This window comes from Draconibacterium mangrovi (genome assembly GCF_010586825.1).
GTDB classification, from domain to species: domain Bacteria; phylum Bacteroidota; class Bacteroidia; order Bacteroidales; family Prolixibacteraceae; genus Draconibacterium; species Draconibacterium mangrovi.
The window spans coordinates 430732-448401 of sequence record NZ_JAAAGB010000005.1 but is presented as its reverse complement, the minus strand read 5'-3'; the positions used below and the strand labels follow the sequence as shown (position 1 = coordinate 448401).

Genomic DNA, 17670 nt, shown 5'->3' with positions numbered 1-17670 from the left:
TTCAACCCGTGCGCGGTTCCAGCTGTTTATGCCGTTAAATCGTTTCTGCTGGAGATTTGGATCATAAAACTTTCCGTTGGCCGGAATCAGATCGTAAAGGGATGCGAGTGTGCGGTTGCCCAGCACTCCTTTTTTTGCATCGGGGTGTTTTTTGTCGTCAAGGATCTGGAATTCGCATCCAATTGCTGAACCTTCTCCTTTGTTCAGGTTTCCCTGCACAAAATATTTTATTCCGCTGTTGGCACCTTCAGTCAGGTTAAAATCAACTTCCAGAATAAAGTTCTTATACATTTTTTCGGTAACGATATCGCCGCCATTTCCTGATTCTGCACCATCGGCTTTTTCAACCACCAAAGTGCCGTCTTCAGTGTGCCAGCCTCGTTGCGGGAAGTTATCCAGTTTTACTCCGCGCCAGCCTTTTGTGGTTTTTCCATCCCAAAGCAATTTCCAGCCATTGCTCTTTTCTTTTTCGGTAAGCGTATTGGTTAAATAACTCACTTCCCGAACTTCTTCCGGCATTGGCATACGGGCGCTTTCCAGGTCTTCAGTTTTAATTCGGATATTTTTCCAGCGAATGGTTTTGCCTTCCTTTTGTTTGTTTTTAATTTCGTGAATCTGAAGTGCGATAAAACCGTCGGCAGTTAAATCGTCAACCAGGTTGGCAACAGGCTGTCCGTTTATCCAGGTGCGAATGGTATTGCCAATGGCTTCCACACGGTATTTATTCCACTCGCCTTTTTTATAAGCCTTTTTCGCCGGCTGGTTGTATTCCAGCGGGTAAAGCCAGCCGCGGCGTGCCTCATCGTAAATTCCTCCCGACCAGCGTCTTTCTGAATCGTCGCACTCTACCTGGTAGCCGTGAACGCGGCCATCTCTGTAATCTTTCAGACTGTTGCTTCGAATTTGCACTCCTGAATTCAATCCGGCTTCCATTTTCATTTCGTATTCCAAAATAAAATCGCCGTAGTTTTTTTCAGTAGCTAAAAATGTGTTTGGAGTACCTGCTTTACTGGTGCCGATTATCTCGCCATCTTCAACTTTATACTCGGCTGTTCCGTTTAATACTTTCCAGCCATCAAGATTGTGACCATTGAAAAGCTTTTCCCACTTCTGGTTATTTTGTGGTATCGCCCAACTTCCCAGGTTAGTTAGAACGATTAATATTGACAAGATCAGTTTTTTTGAATTCTTCATTATTTAATTTTATTTACGTTACATATACAATTCTTATGATTTATATATAATCTCCGGGACCAGCTGTAATGGAATGAGAATAATTCTTGGCAGTAATTGCTTTTACAATTTCCAACAGTAAAGGTTTTAATTCAGTATTCCAGCTACAAAACTTTGTTTGACATTCACTAAAAACCAGTACGATTTATAACGCAAAGCATATTTTACCAAACCGCTTTCTTTTTGCAGGTTCTATTTATTTATCTTTTTAGAAAAAGCATATTTTCTCTGAATTTCGTATCGAATCCTGCTAACGATATAATATAATTTCCTGGAGACAAGTCACTAACCGACAAGCCCACAATGGTATTATTGGAATACACCCTCTGTTTTTGCATTGAAATTGCTTTTCCGGCCATGTCAAATACTGAGATATTGAGCTCAATGTCTTCCTGACTATTCAGTTTGATATGCACAATATCGTTTGATGTCGGATTTGGATACAAAACAGCGGAAAATCTCTCTTCCATCCTAAAATCAGTCACAGCTGTAGTCAATGAATCGGTATAATTAATACGCATTAACCCAAGATAATAAAATCCTAATGAGTTAGTATTATTTGGTCCCGGAGATACATTAATAACAATTGAATCACCGTCAGGTAGTATGTTCTCAACCATAGCGAATTCAGATGTATTTTTTGTTGTATTAAGCAATACTTCATCAGTGGTTTTACCAACTACCTGATATTTGGTCTCCCTGTTATCGTTAACCCCCATACGCGAAGCAAAAAAGGTAAATTTGTACTCAATGTTGGGATTTAAACCGTAGAGCGTAATTCCACCTGTTGGTTCTGTCTTCCCACCAAAAGCCCCTGTATTACCATAAAAACTATCACCTGTGGCAAGAGTATCAAATTCCGATGAAGCGTCAGGAGTCCTAGTCCCACTTGTATTGACTCCATTAAACGAGTCGTGAATTTTTAAGCTCATGCCTGTAGTGCCTAATTCGGAATTAGTCAAATTTACAATTGAAGTGTAATATGTAAATATGTTGTTCCAGTCTACCCCGGAAACCATTGCCGGGCCGCCAAAATCAACGTTAACGGTGTTTTCTCCCCCAGCAATAGCAGGCGTTTCAATATCTTCTAAAACATCCTTCTCTTTAACGCGATTAAACAATATTAGATGAGCTGTATCATTTAAATGAACTCCGTCACCCGGATCGAATAGAGGATTAATAGTGCCATCCTCACTAGCGAGATCTGTCCAAAAATCGATGGCATATTCCCCAAAATAGTTATTTATTGAGTCACGTAGGGCAATCGATTCATTTCTCTTCTCCTCTGTAAAATTTCTCGGTTGGGAAGTTGCAACGTAAAATTTTATACCGCTGGCTTCAGCTATATCACACAAGGCAATGAAATTACCCATAACTTCTTCTACTGAATAACCACTAGCTACGTCGTTAGTCGGCAAATTTACAATGATGACGTCAGGTTGATAATAAAGTGCTTTAGTAATGTTGTGTTCTACATCAACAACGGGACGCCCGTCAGGAGTATCAAAATCAGTAGGCATAACGTCGTAAGTTGTAAATCCTCCGACAGCTAAATTAATGACTACGTTTGACGGATCAGTGGGTGTTACATGATAGCGGTAACGATTTACCCAGGCGTTGTTAGTTTCGAAACAACCAGTACCAAACGCTGTTGATGATCCGATTACAACCACCCGACCGGCAATTGATGTTCCAACACAGAACATCATTAACATTAAGAAAGAACCAAGTAAAATCTTAAATTTCATAATTTTACTATTAAAAATTATTACTAATTAAATTTTGAAAAATTAACGCATCACTACAAATCGGCAATAAAAAATGTTTATTGCCTGTTAGGTGCATTTTCTAACAATACTTTTTTTATTCGATAATACGCTTGAGTTGGCTTACGTTCATCATCAAACAAACCGGCAAAAGAACCTTCTATTCTACGCCTGCGGTGTTTCAATGCCCAGCAATTAATTGTTACTGCACCTTTGCCAATTTTTTTCAGCATGGTTTCTGTGATTGCAGCATAAGTGTCAGCTATTTCCTTTTCTTTTTGAACGAAAATCGAATCATCAACATTTTTACCCACATTTACGTCAATTTCAGTGACATGAAACTCAAGATCATTCTGATAACACCAATCGATTAGCTCATTCAGCTGTTCCATCTTGCCATTCACATTTTCGAAACCAACAGGGACATGTGCCTGCCAGCCAATTGCATCAACGCGCAAGCCTCTATTTCGCAGATAAAGCACGGTTTGTTTTATTTTATCCCAGGCTTTCTCTTCCAGTTGTCCGTGATGATTATACAGCATTTTAACGTTAGGCGCATTTTCGTTCGCTATCTCAAAGGCCCGTATTATATATGTAGGAACGTTAAGTTCAGAATCGAATTCATACCCAATGGTTGTCCAGGGGTTTTGCCAACGGCGGTCACCGACTAATGGTCCGTACCAATCACCTGTTTTGTAGTGATATACTGAATCATAAATGTTACCTTCTGTTACCGTTTCGTTCACAACATCCATCCATCCGATAATATCACGATTGGCCTCTATAGCTTTGCTTACATGGTCCATATAATCCTCCATAACTGCCTGTAACTCCTCAGGAGTTCGATCATCTGCCATGGCCCATCTTGAACACTGTGGAGAAATTGGAGCGTGAGCGCGCATTATTTGGTTGCTTTTACGGGCCATTTCAATCAATCCCAGAAAATTATCATCTCTCCAATTGCTATCTGGTTCAGGATAGACTCCCGACTGTTTAAATTCGTTTTCAGGGACATTGTACGAAAACTCTTTCAGGTAAAAGGCCACGTCAGGATTATCTTCTTTCAAATAAATGGCCTTTGATATACAGCCAAAATTGAAATTAGTGTTGCCATAATATTTTTCGATTATCTGACGAATGGTCAAATCCTCGTCTGCAATATCTTTGTTTTTCTTTCCTCCGCCAAAAATAACTGCTGACTGGCTTACCACTAATAGAAATACAAGAAAAAGTCGTGTTGTTTTTAGTTTTTGATTATTCTTCATTTTAACAGTTTTTGATTTACATTTCCAAGAAATTATTCAATTTGACAAGCAAGTCTTTTCTTACTTTTGAGTACGATTTTTATCGATAACTTTCTATTAATTCTTTTATCTCGTAATAGGCGGGTTTTGGCTCGTAGTTATCATCAAAAAGGCAGCCATCCCTGTCTTTGTTTTGCGTATCGTTTGCACGAATATGCCAAAAGTTAATTCCCACTATTCCATTGTACCTGTTGTCGAGAACAGTTTTGGTAATTGCTTTAAAGGTTGTCGCCTGTTCGTTTATTTTTCCGGCATTTTCATCTTTTAGCCAAACGTTAAACTCAGTAATGTGAAATTCAAGATCATTGTAGTGGCACCATCTGACAATTTCACCCAAGCGCTCAATGTTACCGGGGATTTTCTCCCAGCCTAAATCAATGTGTGCCTGCCAGCCAAGTCCATCAATGCGAAGATTATTTTCGCGCAAGTAAGCGACTAAAGCTTTCATCTTCTCCCATGTATCCTTATCCAAAGCGCCATGCTGGTTGATTATTTGTTTGACATCGGGCGCATATTGGTTTGCAAGCGTGAAAGCTTGTTTGATGTATAAAGGTGGTTTTAAGGGATGCGATTCGTCGTATCCAATTTTGGGCCATGGATTTTCCCATTTGTCAGTTCCGGGTTTGGGGCCAAACCAATCGCCAGTTGTATTATCAATGGTTTCATTAACTACATCTAACCAATGGATATTCGATGTTCCGTTATATCTTGTCCAAAGCGCCATTATATATTCTTCAAGCATTGATTCCATCTCTTCGGCAGTACGGGCATCATCTTTTACCCACTGCGAACATTGCGGACTTATTGGCGCATGCATTCGAATTACCTGTGTATTTGTTTTACAGAACTGAACCCAATCATCCGATTTTTCATACTTATATTTCCCGGGTTCCGGATGAATATAGCTTTGCTTAAAATCATTTGCAGGTGTTACATAACTAAAATCACGTTTAAGGATTTCTCCCGATTTTGTTTCCATTAAGTTATGATGACAAGCCGCACCTATATAAACATTTCCTTCAGGAAAAGCTTCTGCAACCAATTCTCTTATGGAATTCGTTTCTTCTTTAGGTTCATCTAATGAAAAATTGGCATCATCGGCAGGACAACCGGTAAGACTTACCGAGACTATAAGTATGAGCAATGGTATTTTATTTTTCATTTTTCTGAATGGCATTGACATAACTTTTTTCAACTATTCAATTTTGTATAAAAGTCATTCGTCAACCTTTCCCCTAAAGAAGCCAAATTATTTATAGCTTTTTAATAAGTCTAATATCGCATAATAAGCTGGCTTTGGCTCATAATCTGCATCCCACATGGAACCATCCCATTCTTTAAAAGAATCACTTTCTATGTTTGAAATATTCCAAAAATTGATACTTGTAATTTTACTGTTTTGGTTGTCTAAGAGTACTTTGGCAATGGCTTTGAAAGTATTGGCTTGCTCGTTGTGTTTCCTTGCATCTTTTCCTTTTAGCCAAACGTTAAATTCGGTAATATGAAATTCAAGGTTATTTGACTGGCACCACAGAATTATTTCTTTTAAATAATCCAGATTTCCGGGAATCTTTTCCCAACCCAAATCGACATGTGCCTGCCAGCCGATTCCATCTACTCGTAAATTGTTTTCGCGAAGGTAGGCAACCAATTGTTTCATCTTAACCCACGATTCCTTTTCCAGCCCGCCATGTTGATTGATGATTAGTTTTAAGTCGGGGGCAAATTCATTGGCTATTTCAAATGCCTTTTTTATATACAATGGCGGTCTCAGCGGATGCGATTCATCGTATCCAATTTTAGGCCATGGATTTTCCCATTGGTCGGTTCCGGGTTTAGGCCCAAACCATTCACCTGATCTTTCAATGGTTTCATTCACCACATCAAGCCAAAGGATTTCAGGTATGCCATTGTATCGTTTACAAAGTGCTGTCATGTATTCAACCAAATTTGTCTCTAGTTCTTCCGGTGTTCGAGAATCGGTTCTTGCCCATCTTGAACATTGAGGACTAATAGGTGCATGCATGCGAATTACCTGGTTGTTTTCACGACAATGTTGCACCCAATCGTCTGCTTTTTCGTAATTATATTTCCCGGGTTCGGGATGTATGATGCTTTGCTTAAACATGATGCCTGGAGTGGCATAACTAAATTCACGATCAAATATTTCAAAGACTTTTGTTCCAAAATACTTATGTTGAGCTGCGGCACCAATAAATACATTTCCTTCGGGAAAAACTTCGGCAACAACTTCTTTAATCGATTGCGGGTTCTCTTTTGGTTCATCGGATACCACTGCTTCACTATCCGAACAGGTAGCAAGAATAGTAAGAGTAAACAAAATTGATTTAAACGTAAGTTTCATAATACTGAATTAATTTTTTCTTTCAAATTCGGAGATCTTGCCAAAATCGATATTGGTAATGGCGCGTAAATCATTAAGCGATTTATTATTGCCATAGTATTCCATTTGTTTTGCAAGATCAATTTTCATGTCTTTAATAATATCAATGTATTCCGGTTCATACACATGAGGGCAGAGAGCAAGTACTAATTAATTCCGGTCAAGGGAATAACTCCGTTCGTAAATACTAGTATGCTCTTGCCCTGGAGGGAAATATATCCCCGCTTTTTATTATTAATTGGGTTTTGTCTATAGAAATCAGTAGTGTTATTGTTTAGATATTAAAATTATTTATAGCTTTTTAATAACTCTAATATGGTATAATAAGCTGGCTTTGGCTCATAATCTGCATCCCACATGGAACCGTCCCATTCCTCTGCATTAACATCAATAGCTGAAATTCCCCAAAAGTTGATACTTGTTACTTTATTGTTATGGTTGTCTAAAAGTACTTTAGCAATGGCTTCGAAGGTATTGGCTTGCTCGTTGTGTTTCCTTGCATCATCGCCTTTTAGCCAAACGTTAAATTCGGTAATATGAAATTCCAGGTTATTCGACTGGCACCACAGAATTATCTCTTTCAAATAATCCAGATTCCCAGGAATCTTTTCCCAACCCAAATCGACATGTGCCTGCCAGCCAATTCCATCTACTCGTAAATTGTTTTCGCGAAGGTATGCCACTAATTGTTTCATCTTAACCCACGATTCCTTTTCCAGCCCGCCATGTTGATTGATGATTAGTTTTAAGTCGGGGGCAAATTCATTGGCTATTTCAAATGCCTTTTTTATATACAATGGCGGTCTCAGCGGATGCGATTCATCGTATCCAATTATAGGCCATGGATTTTCCCATTGGTCGTTTCCAGGTTTAGGACCGAACCATTCGCCCGATCTTTCAATGGTTTCATTCACCACATCGAGCCAAAGGATTTCGGGTATGCCATTGTATCGTTTGCAAAGTGCTGTCATGTATTCAACCAAATTTGTTTCCAGTTCTTCCGGGGTACGCGAATCGGTTCTTGCCCATTGTGAACATTGTGGACTAATAGGTGCATGCATGCGAATTACCTGGTTGTTTTCACGACAATGTTGTACCCAATCGTCTGCTTTTTCGTAATTATATTTCCCGGGTTCGGGATGGATGATGCTTTGCTTAAACATGATGCCTGGAGTGGCATAACTAAACTCACGATCAAATACTTCGAAGACTTTTGTTCCAAAATACTTATGTTGAGTCGCGGCACCAATAAATACATTTCCTTCGGGAAAAACTTCGGCAACAACTTCTTTAATCGATTGCGGGTTCTCTTTTGGTTCGTCGGGCAACACTGCTTCATTATCCGAACAGGCAGTAAAAACAGTCAGAGTGAACAAAAATGATTTAAATGTAAGTTTCATAATACTTAATTATTTTTTTTCAATTTCGGAGATCTTGCCAAAATCGGTATTGGTAATGGCACGTAAATCATCAAGCGATTTATTATTGCCATAGTATTCCATTTGTTTTGCAAGATCAATTTTCATGTCTTTAATAATGTCAATGTATACCGGTTCATTAATGGCATTGTTCAATTCGTTGGGATCTTTCTCCAAATCATAAAATTCCCATATATCTATGTTGTAGTAGAAATGAATGAGCTTATATCGCTCATTTCTGATTCCATAATGCGGTTGTACATGATGCCAAAAAGGGAATTCATAATAATGGTAATACATCGATTTGGTCCAATCATCGGGAGTGTTTCCCTGTAGATTGGCAAAAAAACTACGTCCCTGAATTTCTTCAGGAGGTGTAATTCCAGCCACTTCCAATAACGTTGGGGCAAAATCGATGTTGGTAATAATATCCTTGTTTGCTGTTCCTGCCTCTATTTTTGCAGGATATCTTACGAGAAAAGGCATACGAAGCGATTCTTCATACATGAAACGTTTGTCGAACCAGCCGTGTTCGCCTAAATAAAAACCCTGATCTGAAGTATAAATGACAATTGTATTTTCAGCGAGGCCGTTTTTATCGAGATAGTCCACAACTCTTCCGACATTATCATCAACCGATTTAATACAAGCCAGATAATCCTTTATATAAGTTTGAAATTTCCAGTTCCTGTTTTCTTCCGGGCTCAAACTTTTATCCGGGTAAACATTTTCATCTCTTTGATTTCCAAAACCATACCAAGAAGACAATTCTTTCCCTTTTAAATTTTCTGGTGGAGATAACTTCATGTCATTTCGACTAAAATCGTTCATTTCCATTTCTGTATCACCAGCAGTTTTTTCACGAGTTCTATAATTGTCATTGTAGGTGTCTGGGTAAGGCATACTGATATCTTTCCACAAATCAACATATTTTGTATCGGGCTCCCAGCTTCTATGAGGTGCTTTGTATTGAAGCAACATACAAATAGGCTGATCTTTTTTTATTGCCTGGTCAAGCCATTCGAGTGCGAAGTCAGTAGTCAGGTTGGTCGCATATCCTTTTTCGGTAACAGACACTCCGTTTTCGTTGTAAACCGGATTCCAGTAATACCCTTGTTGTCCCGCTCCTTCGTGGTATTTGAAAAAATCAAATCCGCGTGGTTCGGAGCCTAAATGCCATTTACCAAACAATGCAGTTTGATAGCCATTTTTTTGTAGCTCTTCGGGAAAAGTCCACTGATTTGCATTAAACTGCCCTCCACTTTCGTTTTTATAATAACCGTTTATGTGACTGTATTTCCCTGTTAAAATAGTTGCTCTGCTCGGGCCGCAAATGGCATTTGTGCAGAAAACATTTCTCATCATCATCCCTTCGTCTGCCAATCGATCTATATTTGGTGTTGGGGCCAGTGAATCATAAATGCCGCCGTAAGCAGAAATAGCTTGCGATGCATGGTCATCTGACAAAATAAATACGATATTCGGGCGTGCATTTGCGCCTCCGCCATCATTTTTTATTTTACAGGCACTAAGAAGCATCAAACAAAATGCTACCAAGTAAATAATCTGTTTCATAAATTTTATTTTCCTAAAAATCTTACAGTCCTTCATTTTAATTCCTCCTCTTTCATCAAAACATCGCTCGTTACAACCGATAGGCAGCAACTGTTTCCATTAAAATATTTAGCAAAGCAGGATGCCAAATTAATGGCACCCTTTTTTTACTAATTAACCAAACCAAACTATCTATTCTGAAAGCTGTATTGTAAACTCTTCGAAAACAACATTTCTATCTCTAACTACCAAGGTATCTTTTACAGCGTGTCTTTCATTGTTAGCTGCATCAGTATAGGTATAATCCAGATAAATAACATCATGTTCCTTCCCTCCCCACATATCTCCATTTTCAACAAATTTTCCAGAACCGGAAACATTGTAGCCATCATCACCAAAACTTCGAATGGTACAATTACCTTCATCGCTAAAAACCAATTCAATGTTAACATTACCCGGGCTTGACTCTGAGCCTCTGCGAACCAGATTTGACAATTCCACATTATTTTTACCTATAGTAGTAAGGGTAACCAATTCATCCTGCTCAACATACTTCGCGTGGTATGTGCTACTAACTGTTTCGCTCGCTGCATTTGTCATTTTATCTACGCCGCGACGTAAATAAATTGCCTGATACTTATTCATGAACTTGATACCAAATAGCGTATAGTCCTTTGGGGTTATTTCCCAATCTTCCGCGTTCACTCTTGAAGGATTGCTACTGATAGGAACACCTACCAAAAGTGTATCCAGGTTTTCGATCTCAGTGATTAAAAGAGGAATCGCATAATGTGCTTGATTTAATCCAGCAAATGAAAGCGTATCGTTAAAAAACTGGTCGGTAAGCTGAACTTTAATTCTACCTTTTATGGATCCTACCGGTATAGTTACCGGACTCTCTGTTTCGATGGTATAATAACTTGCCGGCAAGGCTTTTACATTTTCAACCCCTGAAAGTAATTCGGGAGCTACCTTGAAATGTACTTTTCTGTCTTCATCGTTGGTATAAATCCCAGCCATGGTCACACCAATTTCAAATCGATGATTGTTGTCGTTTTCATTATCCCCTAAATCATAATTACCCAAAATTAATGTCCTGATAGGAGTCTGAAAAGGGAAATAGACGGACGTAATGCCAAAATCTGCAAAGTCCAGATCCTGATTTTCGCAGGCAACAATGCTAAGCACTATCGCCAGAAGTATCAATAATTTTTTCATATCTAATATTTTAATCTTTTTCATATTGAATTCTCTAATCACTCCTACCAACCTTCATTTTGTTCCAGTGCTGAAAATTTCAACGTTTCGTTGTATGGAATTGGCATATAAGTTGCATACGAAGGATAACTTCTTGTTTCTACAGCAGGAAGTTCAACATACTCTGAGCCGTTGTAAAAATATCCGGTTGCAGTTTCATTTAAGGATAATCCCCATCGTCTCAAATCCCAGAATCGATGACCTTCAAAACACAATTCCAAACGGCGTTCGTTGCGGATAAGGTCCCGCATTTGTTCTTTTGTTGTCACCGTTTGTAAATATTCATCGGGTTGCGAAATTCCGGCTCTTTCGCGAATGGCGGCTATGACATCCATGGCTGACATCCCATTGATCTGGTGCAGCGGTCCCCCAATTTCATTGGCAGCTTCTGCAAAAATTAAAAAGAGTTCGGTATAGCGGAAATAGACGTTGAAATGCTTTTTTTCCACTCTGGTTCCATCGTCGTTTATTCGTACATCAGGACGAAGTAATTTCCGCAGGTAATAGCCTGTCGTCGTCGACTGTTCAGGAATAGAATCCGTTCGATCTACACCACCTCCTACGCCAGTATTAATAGTACCACCTCCAATGTAATGACCATTTAGTACAAGATATTTTGCCAAACGTCGGTCTCTGTTTGCAAAGGGATTTTGCGGATTAAAACCATTTTCAATAGTAGCCGGATACCCGTTTAACATTGGGAAAGCCATGGCTAAATTGTGAGTAGGATTAATTTCTCCATTTCCATTTCTTGATGGTGGAAAATGTCTTTCTTCCTGGTATGAGCTGTTGCTTCCTATCGAAGCCCTCCATAACATTTCATTACTGTTTATTCCATCGTCTGTTTTGTAAAATTCAAGTCCGTCAGCTGCTAATCCTGCCACTCCACCTATTGATTCCAGCACTTCTCCGGCAACATCTGCAGACTGTTGGTAATAGCCGGCACCATTTAAATACGAAGGACTTGCAGCAAACAGCGCTAGTCTTGCTTTAAGTGCCTTGACAATCCTTCCGTTGATTCGCAGATTGTATTGTGCACCGTTCACTACTTTGTATTTATTAAATTCTATTCCGGCATACCGGGGAAGAACATCAGCTTCATCATCAGAATACACTTCCGGTAACATTTCCAATGCTTTATCAAAATCAGTGTCAATGGCTTCTACTGTAGCTTCAAACGATAAACGCGGTTGATTAAAATCTCCGTCGGAAGGAACAAACTCCTTAAAATAAGGTACTCCCAATAATTCTCCGGAAGTTCCTTTCCCCGCGTGAGCTTGTAAAACATAAAAGTGGTATAAGGCTCTCAAGGCGATCGCTTCTCCTTTTAACCGTTCAGCAAAAAGTTGATTAATCTCCTCATCTCTGTTCCATTGAACAGTACCTTCGTCTACAATGGCAATAAATTTATTCAGGTAAAAAACCTCTTCATATTTATTCCAGCGTGAAGCAGGATTATACTGAGCAGTTAACTCGCCATTGGCCATTCGTTTATAACTATTATCCAATTGATTATTAACTGCATCATCGGTTCCTCCTTCTGAGAATGAGTATTGATTTATTAAACCGGTATATCCATGTAACAATACGCCCTCTGCCGATTCCGGATCTGTTCCGATATACTCGGTTGTTAGCCGATTCTCATCAACCGGTTCCAGCATATCACAAGAAAAGAAGCCTGCGAAAACCAGAACTGTTATGTATATTATTAACTTTTTCATTTAATCTTAATTTTTTGATTGAATTAAAATGATGTTCTTAAACCAAGCATAAAGTATCTGTATTGTGGATCTCCCCCAATGTTCAACTGGCGGATATCACTATTCTTTGAAACTTCCAGAAGATTTGATCCCGCAACATTTACACTTAGGTTCTTCATTCTCAGTTTCTGGCATACTTTATCCCCAAATTCGTAAGTTAGCTGAGCCCTGTTTATAGAAAAGAAGCTATTATCATACATCCAAAATGTTGAGGTTCTATAATTATTATTATTAACCCCGGCTGATAATCTTGGATAGCTAGCGATATTGGCGGTTTCCGGTGTCCAGCGGTTCATAACTACTTCAGAGTACTTATCGCTACCATCCACCCAATAGTAATCACCATTCATAATTGACTCTCCACCAAACTGGCCTGTACCCAATACGAAAAAGCTTAAGCCTTTGTATTGCAACCTTAGATTAAGACCATACGACCACGGGTTCGTCCATCGTCCAATGTTTTCTTTGTCGTTATCATTAACAATACCATCGTTATTTTTGTCAAGGTATTTTATGTCTCCGGGTTGCACTGCTCCATAAGCTGGAGCTGGCATATCATCTTTTAAGATGTATTTACCATCGTCGCCGATATTAAAATCGTTCTCCGAATAAAAACCTTGATCAACAAGACCATAAATACTCTCAACAGGATTACCAGCTCGATACTGATATTGGTATTCGTAAATTTCGTCGCGTTTTACTACTTCTGATTGCGCATACAATAAATTACCACCTAATTTAATGGTAAAGTCGTTGAAAGTTTTCGAATAATCCACTCCCAATTCAAAACCACGGTATGTATCTTTATTGTAATTATCGTAAGGTTTAAAAACATTATAGTAGGATGGATATTTATTATTCAATGTAACCAATTGTTTATCCATGTCGGTTTTGAAATAGTTAAATTCCAACCAAATTGATTTCATCAAATAAGTTTCAAAACCTAGATTCAAATCAACGCGTTCTTCATATCCCAGTAGGTTGTTTGCTCCCTGCGAAATGTCTTTTACACGATTTTGACTTGCGCCATCGGCCCAGTTGTACCATGCACCATCCGAATAGGTCTCGGCATACAAGTAGTAGTTATCAATTCCCAGGTCAGATTTTACAATCCCACCTGTTGCTTTTAACTTCAAAAAATTGATGAAATCGATATTTTTGATAAACTCCTCTTCACTAAGAATATAAGCAACTCCACCAGTTGGCGAGAATCCGCCGCGGTTACCTTCCGGCAATTTATTGGAATTTACATAAGCTGAACTAAAATCAACAAACAACTTATCTTTAAAAGCATACGAAACTTGAAGTCCCAAATGTGCATTATTGGTAGGTTGTATCGTATTGTTGGTCTTATGCGAATTTACATACCCTAAAAAAGTCGATTGAATGGAATGATTTTCGTTTATCTGTTTCTGATAGTTGATCAATCCATAAAACCCCAGGCGAGTTACATAATCAATAGTGTTAACATTTTCAGTTAAATCTTTCTGATCCACATCACCGTAAGGTGTCAGGCTGATAATTTCATCCACATCCCATGTTGGTTCGTAAACCGAATACTTGTTATTGACTGAAATCCTGTAAGCATCGTAAAAATCAAAACTTAAATATGTTTTTGCCGATAAACCTTCTGTTATCATGTCCAAATCAAAGTCAACACTATTGTTGAACTGTGTAGAACGGAACATTCTATTTTGATATCCCCCGGCAATTACATTGGCCACAGGTGTATCATCTTTAAACTGTTGTGATCCACCAAGAAGCATTCCTCCGTATATACCAGCTGCATTTAACTGTGCTGCCAGTGCGGGGTTACTTGCTGTATCAATCATCGATATCGGTAGCAATGGAGCGTAAGCATTGGGTTTGAAACTGGCCCCTTCGGATAACAGGTTACTTAATGATGATTTATTACTGCTTAATATCGCTACCGCATCAACACTACTTTTAATAAAATCGTTTACCTTAAAATCGATATTACCTCTAACATTAAATCTATTTGAACCAGCATTTGCATCCGGATTAATATCAACAAGAGACTGACTGTAGTTCCACCCCATATTCACATAATATTGAGTCTTGTCATTTCCTCCCGAGAATTCTGTTGTTATATCTGCAGTAGTTACCATTGAACGCAAATAATCGTCAGAATAGAAATCGACATTGGGATACCGATAGGGATTGGTGCTGTTTCTATATTCTTCAATAAGCACGGGATCATATTGAAGATCCAATCCATCATTTGTTCTGGCTTCGTTGTAGAGTGTCATGTATTCGGCAGAACCAAGGTAGTTGGGCAAGGAGATCGGTGTTTTGAAACCATAACGAACATTTACATTCGCTAATCTTCTATTTGCCAAACCTCGTTTCGTGTTAATCACGATAACCCCGTTTTTTGCCTGGCTGCCATACAATGCAACTGCGTTGGCATCTTTTAGAACCGTAATCTGGTCGACCTCTTCCATGTTCAGGATATTTGGGTCACGACCGATTACACCATCTATTACAAAAAGTGCATTACCCAGTCCTCTAATGTTTGATGATCCTTTTACACCAAGTAAAAGCCCTTCAATATAGTCTCTTACCCATTGGGTATTGTCGTAAGTCATATGGTTTTTAGGCGTAATTGTTGAAGTCGCCCCAACCATTTCGCGTTTGTTTTTAGTACCGATTCCAAGTTTTATTTGGTCTTGGGCAGATTGAAGGAAGATTACTTCTTTCAATGTTATCTTATCTGACAGATCTGAAATATTCAGCAATTCAGAATTATATCCATCTCTTTCAATTACGATGGAAGATTTATCTTTTACCTGTATTTCGAATTTTCCGTCTGCATCAGTTACAGTTGATTTACCATTGGGAGCGAATATATTCACCCCTTCTATAGGATTTCCTTGCTCATTAAAGATCGTGGCAGATATGTTTGAGCTTTGATTTTGCGCACTTGACGTAGCGGCAAAACAAAATATTGCTGCACACCCCAGGATAAGCAGTTTATATATTATTTGTTTCATTTTATATTCTTTCGTTAATTAAAACTTTGTAAGTGAAAATTACCAACCCGGGTTTTGCGGGAAACCTTCATAAAACTGCGTTTGATTGGTCTCAAATGGCAGCCAAAAATGTTTCGGATATTCGCATACCCTTGTTTTAAGTTCAAATTCCTGGAAGTACGAGTGGTCCTTTGGAAAATCAAGCCCGGTTTTCATTCTATACTTTAGTTGATCGGCCAACACCCATCTGCGAATGTCAACCCAACGGTGTGCTTCGAATGATAACTCCACACTACGCTCACGCCTCAATTCGTCCATAAATTTGGATGGATTACTTACTATTGAGGCAGAAACATGAGGAACACCAGCCCTGTCGCGCATGATATTAACCACTTGCTCTGCCGTTAGATTGTATGAGCCAGGTGCTGTAGTTGAATTGTTCTTTGCCGCATGTAAAGCTTCAGCGTACATTAAATACACATCTGTAAGCCGCATTCGAATGCGCCAGGGGGAATTGTTAACAATCATCCCCGTATTCCATTTACAGTATAGTGTAGGTAAAAACTTTTTATAAAAATATCCAGTCTTTGACCCAGTGCCAGAGCTGCGGTGCAGTCCTCCGGTGTAAAGTTGTGCTATGGCATTATTTCCGGCAGCTGGTTTATCTGATAAAACGTCGCCATCAACGGTAATCCATTTATAAAACCGTGGATCACGATTTTCGAAGGGTTTTGTTGGGTCGTAAGTAGGGGTGCCATAAGTGCCACTTAAATCGTCTTCGATAGAAAGACCGTTCGCCATTCCAAAATTATTATAAATAAAGTTATGCGTCGGGCTTATCAAGACAGCACTTCCACCTGTAAGTTTATTATCCAGGGTGACGTCAGCTAAAGCCCTGGTTCGGCCAGCGCTACCCCCCATTCCATTAAAAATAAATTCGGTACTTCCGGGCCAAACCTTTTTACCAGATTTCCAGAATACTTCTTCGTATCTATCAAAGGGGACAAGATCGTAAACTCCTTGATCATCCAGTTTCAACACTTCTGCAAAAGCGTCAACTGCCATACTCGCTAATTCAGTATCATAATCGTAAGTGTCAGTACTTCCTTTCATTAAGGGGCTGGCAGCCATTAGTAAGTTTTTGCCTTGAAATGCATAGGCTGCACCTTTGGTAAGTCTTCCTTTGTTTTCACCCAATGTTTTTTGCCCATAGCTATGGTCATCCCAGTTTACAGGTAATAATTGTGCTGCCTTTTTAAAATCTTCATTGGCTTCCAGGGCACATTCCTTAAAAGTTTCAGGTCGGGGTAGTTGATAATCATCTGATAAAACCTCCTTGATATATGGGAAGCGTCCCCAAAACTTCATGATTTCAAAATGAAAGAAGGCTCTAAAAAAATAGGCTTGACCAAGAATTACGTCTCTTTCTTCCTGTGTAGCATTGATCATTAAATCAATATTCGCTATAGCAATATTTGCTTTACGAATTCCCATTAAACCACCATCCCAAATACCTGGTCTGTTAAAAGGGGCTGAATCGTAGGCATGTCCATTTCTGCCGCTACCAACAACCAAGTATGAGAAGTTGGAATTCCGCCAAAATGTGAGATTTCCGTTGTCAATTGATGCACTGGGCATCCAGGTATTATTTACAATCGCATCATCGCCATATATGTAATCAGTTTGCCAGTGGCCGCCTGTTCCATAATCAACCACAAATGCATACATTTCTTCAATAAATCCCTGCGCATGATCGAAGTCTTTAAAAACTTCCTCAGCGGTTAAAGTTGATTCTGGTGCTTTATCTAAATAATCCTCGCATGAGAATAAAAACAAAACAGCCAAAATGCATATTGATTTGAATATATAGCTTTTCATATGCTTATTATTGTCCTTTTTAATTGCAACGCATGGAACCTGCTTTATACAATCATGCTCATTTGTGTCACAATTTTTTAATGCTTGTTTCATTGCTTTTATT

At 38.9% G+C, this 17670-nt stretch carries 11 protein-coding genes; all 11 read right to left on the bottom strand.

Features of this window, described 5'->3' with window-relative positions:
- Window positions 1–1194: 3-keto-disaccharide hydrolase (locus G4420_RS15105; protein WP_163324763.1), on the bottom strand; the 1194-nt coding region annotated here is incomplete at its 3' end.
- A 239-nt stretch (window positions 1195–1433) separates the two neighbouring features.
- Entirely contained in the window at window positions 1434–2981 is a 1548-nt protein-coding gene (locus G4420_RS15100; protein WP_163324762.1) for a GDSL-type esterase/lipase family protein, read from the bottom strand.
- Window positions 2982–3058: 77 nt separating this feature from the next.
- Window positions 3059–4264, bottom strand: a complete 1206-nt coding sequence (locus G4420_RS15095) for an endo-1,4-beta-xylanase (protein ID WP_163324761.1) — start codon at window positions 4262–4264, stop codon at window positions 3059–3061.
- 79 nt (window positions 4265–4343) lie between these two features.
- Window positions 4344–5480, bottom strand: coding sequence for an endo-1,4-beta-xylanase (locus G4420_RS15090; protein WP_163324760.1), 1137 nt, complete (start codon window positions 5478–5480; stop codon window positions 4344–4346).
- 72 nt (window positions 5481–5552) lie between these two features.
- On the bottom strand, window positions 5553–6668 hold the full coding sequence (locus tag G4420_RS15085) for an endo-1,4-beta-xylanase (protein WP_163324759.1): 1116 nt from the start codon (window positions 6666–6668) through the stop codon (window positions 5553–5555).
- A gap of 326 nt (window positions 6669–6994) precedes the next feature.
- On the bottom strand, window positions 6995–8107 hold the full coding sequence (locus tag G4420_RS15080) for an endo-1,4-beta-xylanase (RefSeq protein ID WP_163324758.1): 1113 nt from the start codon (window positions 8105–8107) through the stop codon (window positions 6995–6997).
- Window positions 8108–8116: 9 nt separating this feature from the next.
- Window positions 8117–9700 (bottom strand): sulfatase family protein, encoded by a 1584-nt coding sequence (locus tag G4420_RS15075; RefSeq protein ID WP_204273706.1) that lies wholly within the window; start codon window positions 9698–9700, stop codon window positions 8117–8119.
- 171 nt (window positions 9701–9871) lie between these two features.
- Complete coding sequence (locus G4420_RS15070; protein ID WP_163324756.1) at window positions 9872–10897, bottom strand: DUF5627 domain-containing protein; 1026 nt, start codon at window positions 10895–10897, stop codon at window positions 9872–9874.
- 44 nt (window positions 10898–10941) lie between these two features.
- Entirely contained in the window at window positions 10942–12657 is a 1716-nt protein-coding gene (locus tag G4420_RS15065) for a RagB/SusD family nutrient uptake outer membrane protein (RefSeq protein ID WP_163324755.1), read from the bottom strand.
- Window positions 12658–12680: 23 nt separating this feature from the next.
- Entirely contained in the window at window positions 12681–15710 is a 3030-nt protein-coding gene (locus tag G4420_RS15060) for a SusC/RagA family TonB-linked outer membrane protein (protein ID WP_163324754.1), read from the bottom strand.
- A gap of 39 nt (window positions 15711–15749) precedes the next feature.
- Entirely contained in the window at window positions 15750–17660 is a 1911-nt protein-coding gene (locus tag G4420_RS15055) for a RagB/SusD family nutrient uptake outer membrane protein (protein ID WP_163324753.1), read from the bottom strand.
- Window positions 17661–17670 lie beyond the last annotated feature (10 nt).

What these genes read in the sequence shown, in the direction of transcription:
- G4420_RS15100 (WP_163324762.1), bottom strand. Translation starts at nt 2,981, where the DNA reads ATGAAATTTAAGATTTTACTTGGTTCTTTCTTAATGTTAATGATGTTC.
- G4420_RS15095 (WP_163324761.1), bottom strand. Translation starts at nt 4,264, where the DNA reads ATGAAGAATAATCAAAAACTAAAAACAACACGACTTTTTCTTGTATTT.
- G4420_RS15090 (WP_163324760.1), bottom strand. Translation starts at nt 5,480, where the DNA reads ATGCCATTCAGAAAAATGAAAAATAAAATACCATTGCTCATACTTATA.
- G4420_RS15085 (WP_163324759.1), bottom strand. Translation starts at nt 6,668, where the DNA reads ATGAAACTTACGTTTAAATCAATTTTGTTTACTCTTACTATTCTTGCT.
- G4420_RS15080 (WP_163324758.1), bottom strand. Translation starts at nt 8,107, where the DNA reads ATGAAACTTACATTTAAATCATTTTTGTTCACTCTGACTGTTTTTACT.
- G4420_RS15075 (WP_204273706.1), bottom strand. Translation starts at nt 9,700, where the DNA reads ATGAAACAGATTATTTACTTGGTAGCATTTTGTTTGATGCTTCTTAGT.
- G4420_RS15070 (WP_163324756.1), bottom strand. Translation starts at nt 10,897, where the DNA reads ATGAAAAAATTATTGATACTTCTGGCGATAGTGCTTAGCATTGTTGCC.
- G4420_RS15065 (WP_163324755.1), bottom strand. Translation starts at nt 12,657, where the DNA reads ATGAAAAAGTTAATAATATACATAACAGTTCTGGTTTTCGCAGGCTTC.
- G4420_RS15060 (WP_163324754.1), bottom strand. Translation starts at nt 15,710, where the DNA reads ATGAAACAAATAATATATAAACTGCTTATCCTGGGGTGTGCAGCAATA.
- G4420_RS15055 (WP_163324753.1), bottom strand. Translation starts at nt 17,660, where the DNA reads ATGAAACAAGCATTAAAAAATTGTGACACAAATGAGCATGATTGTATA.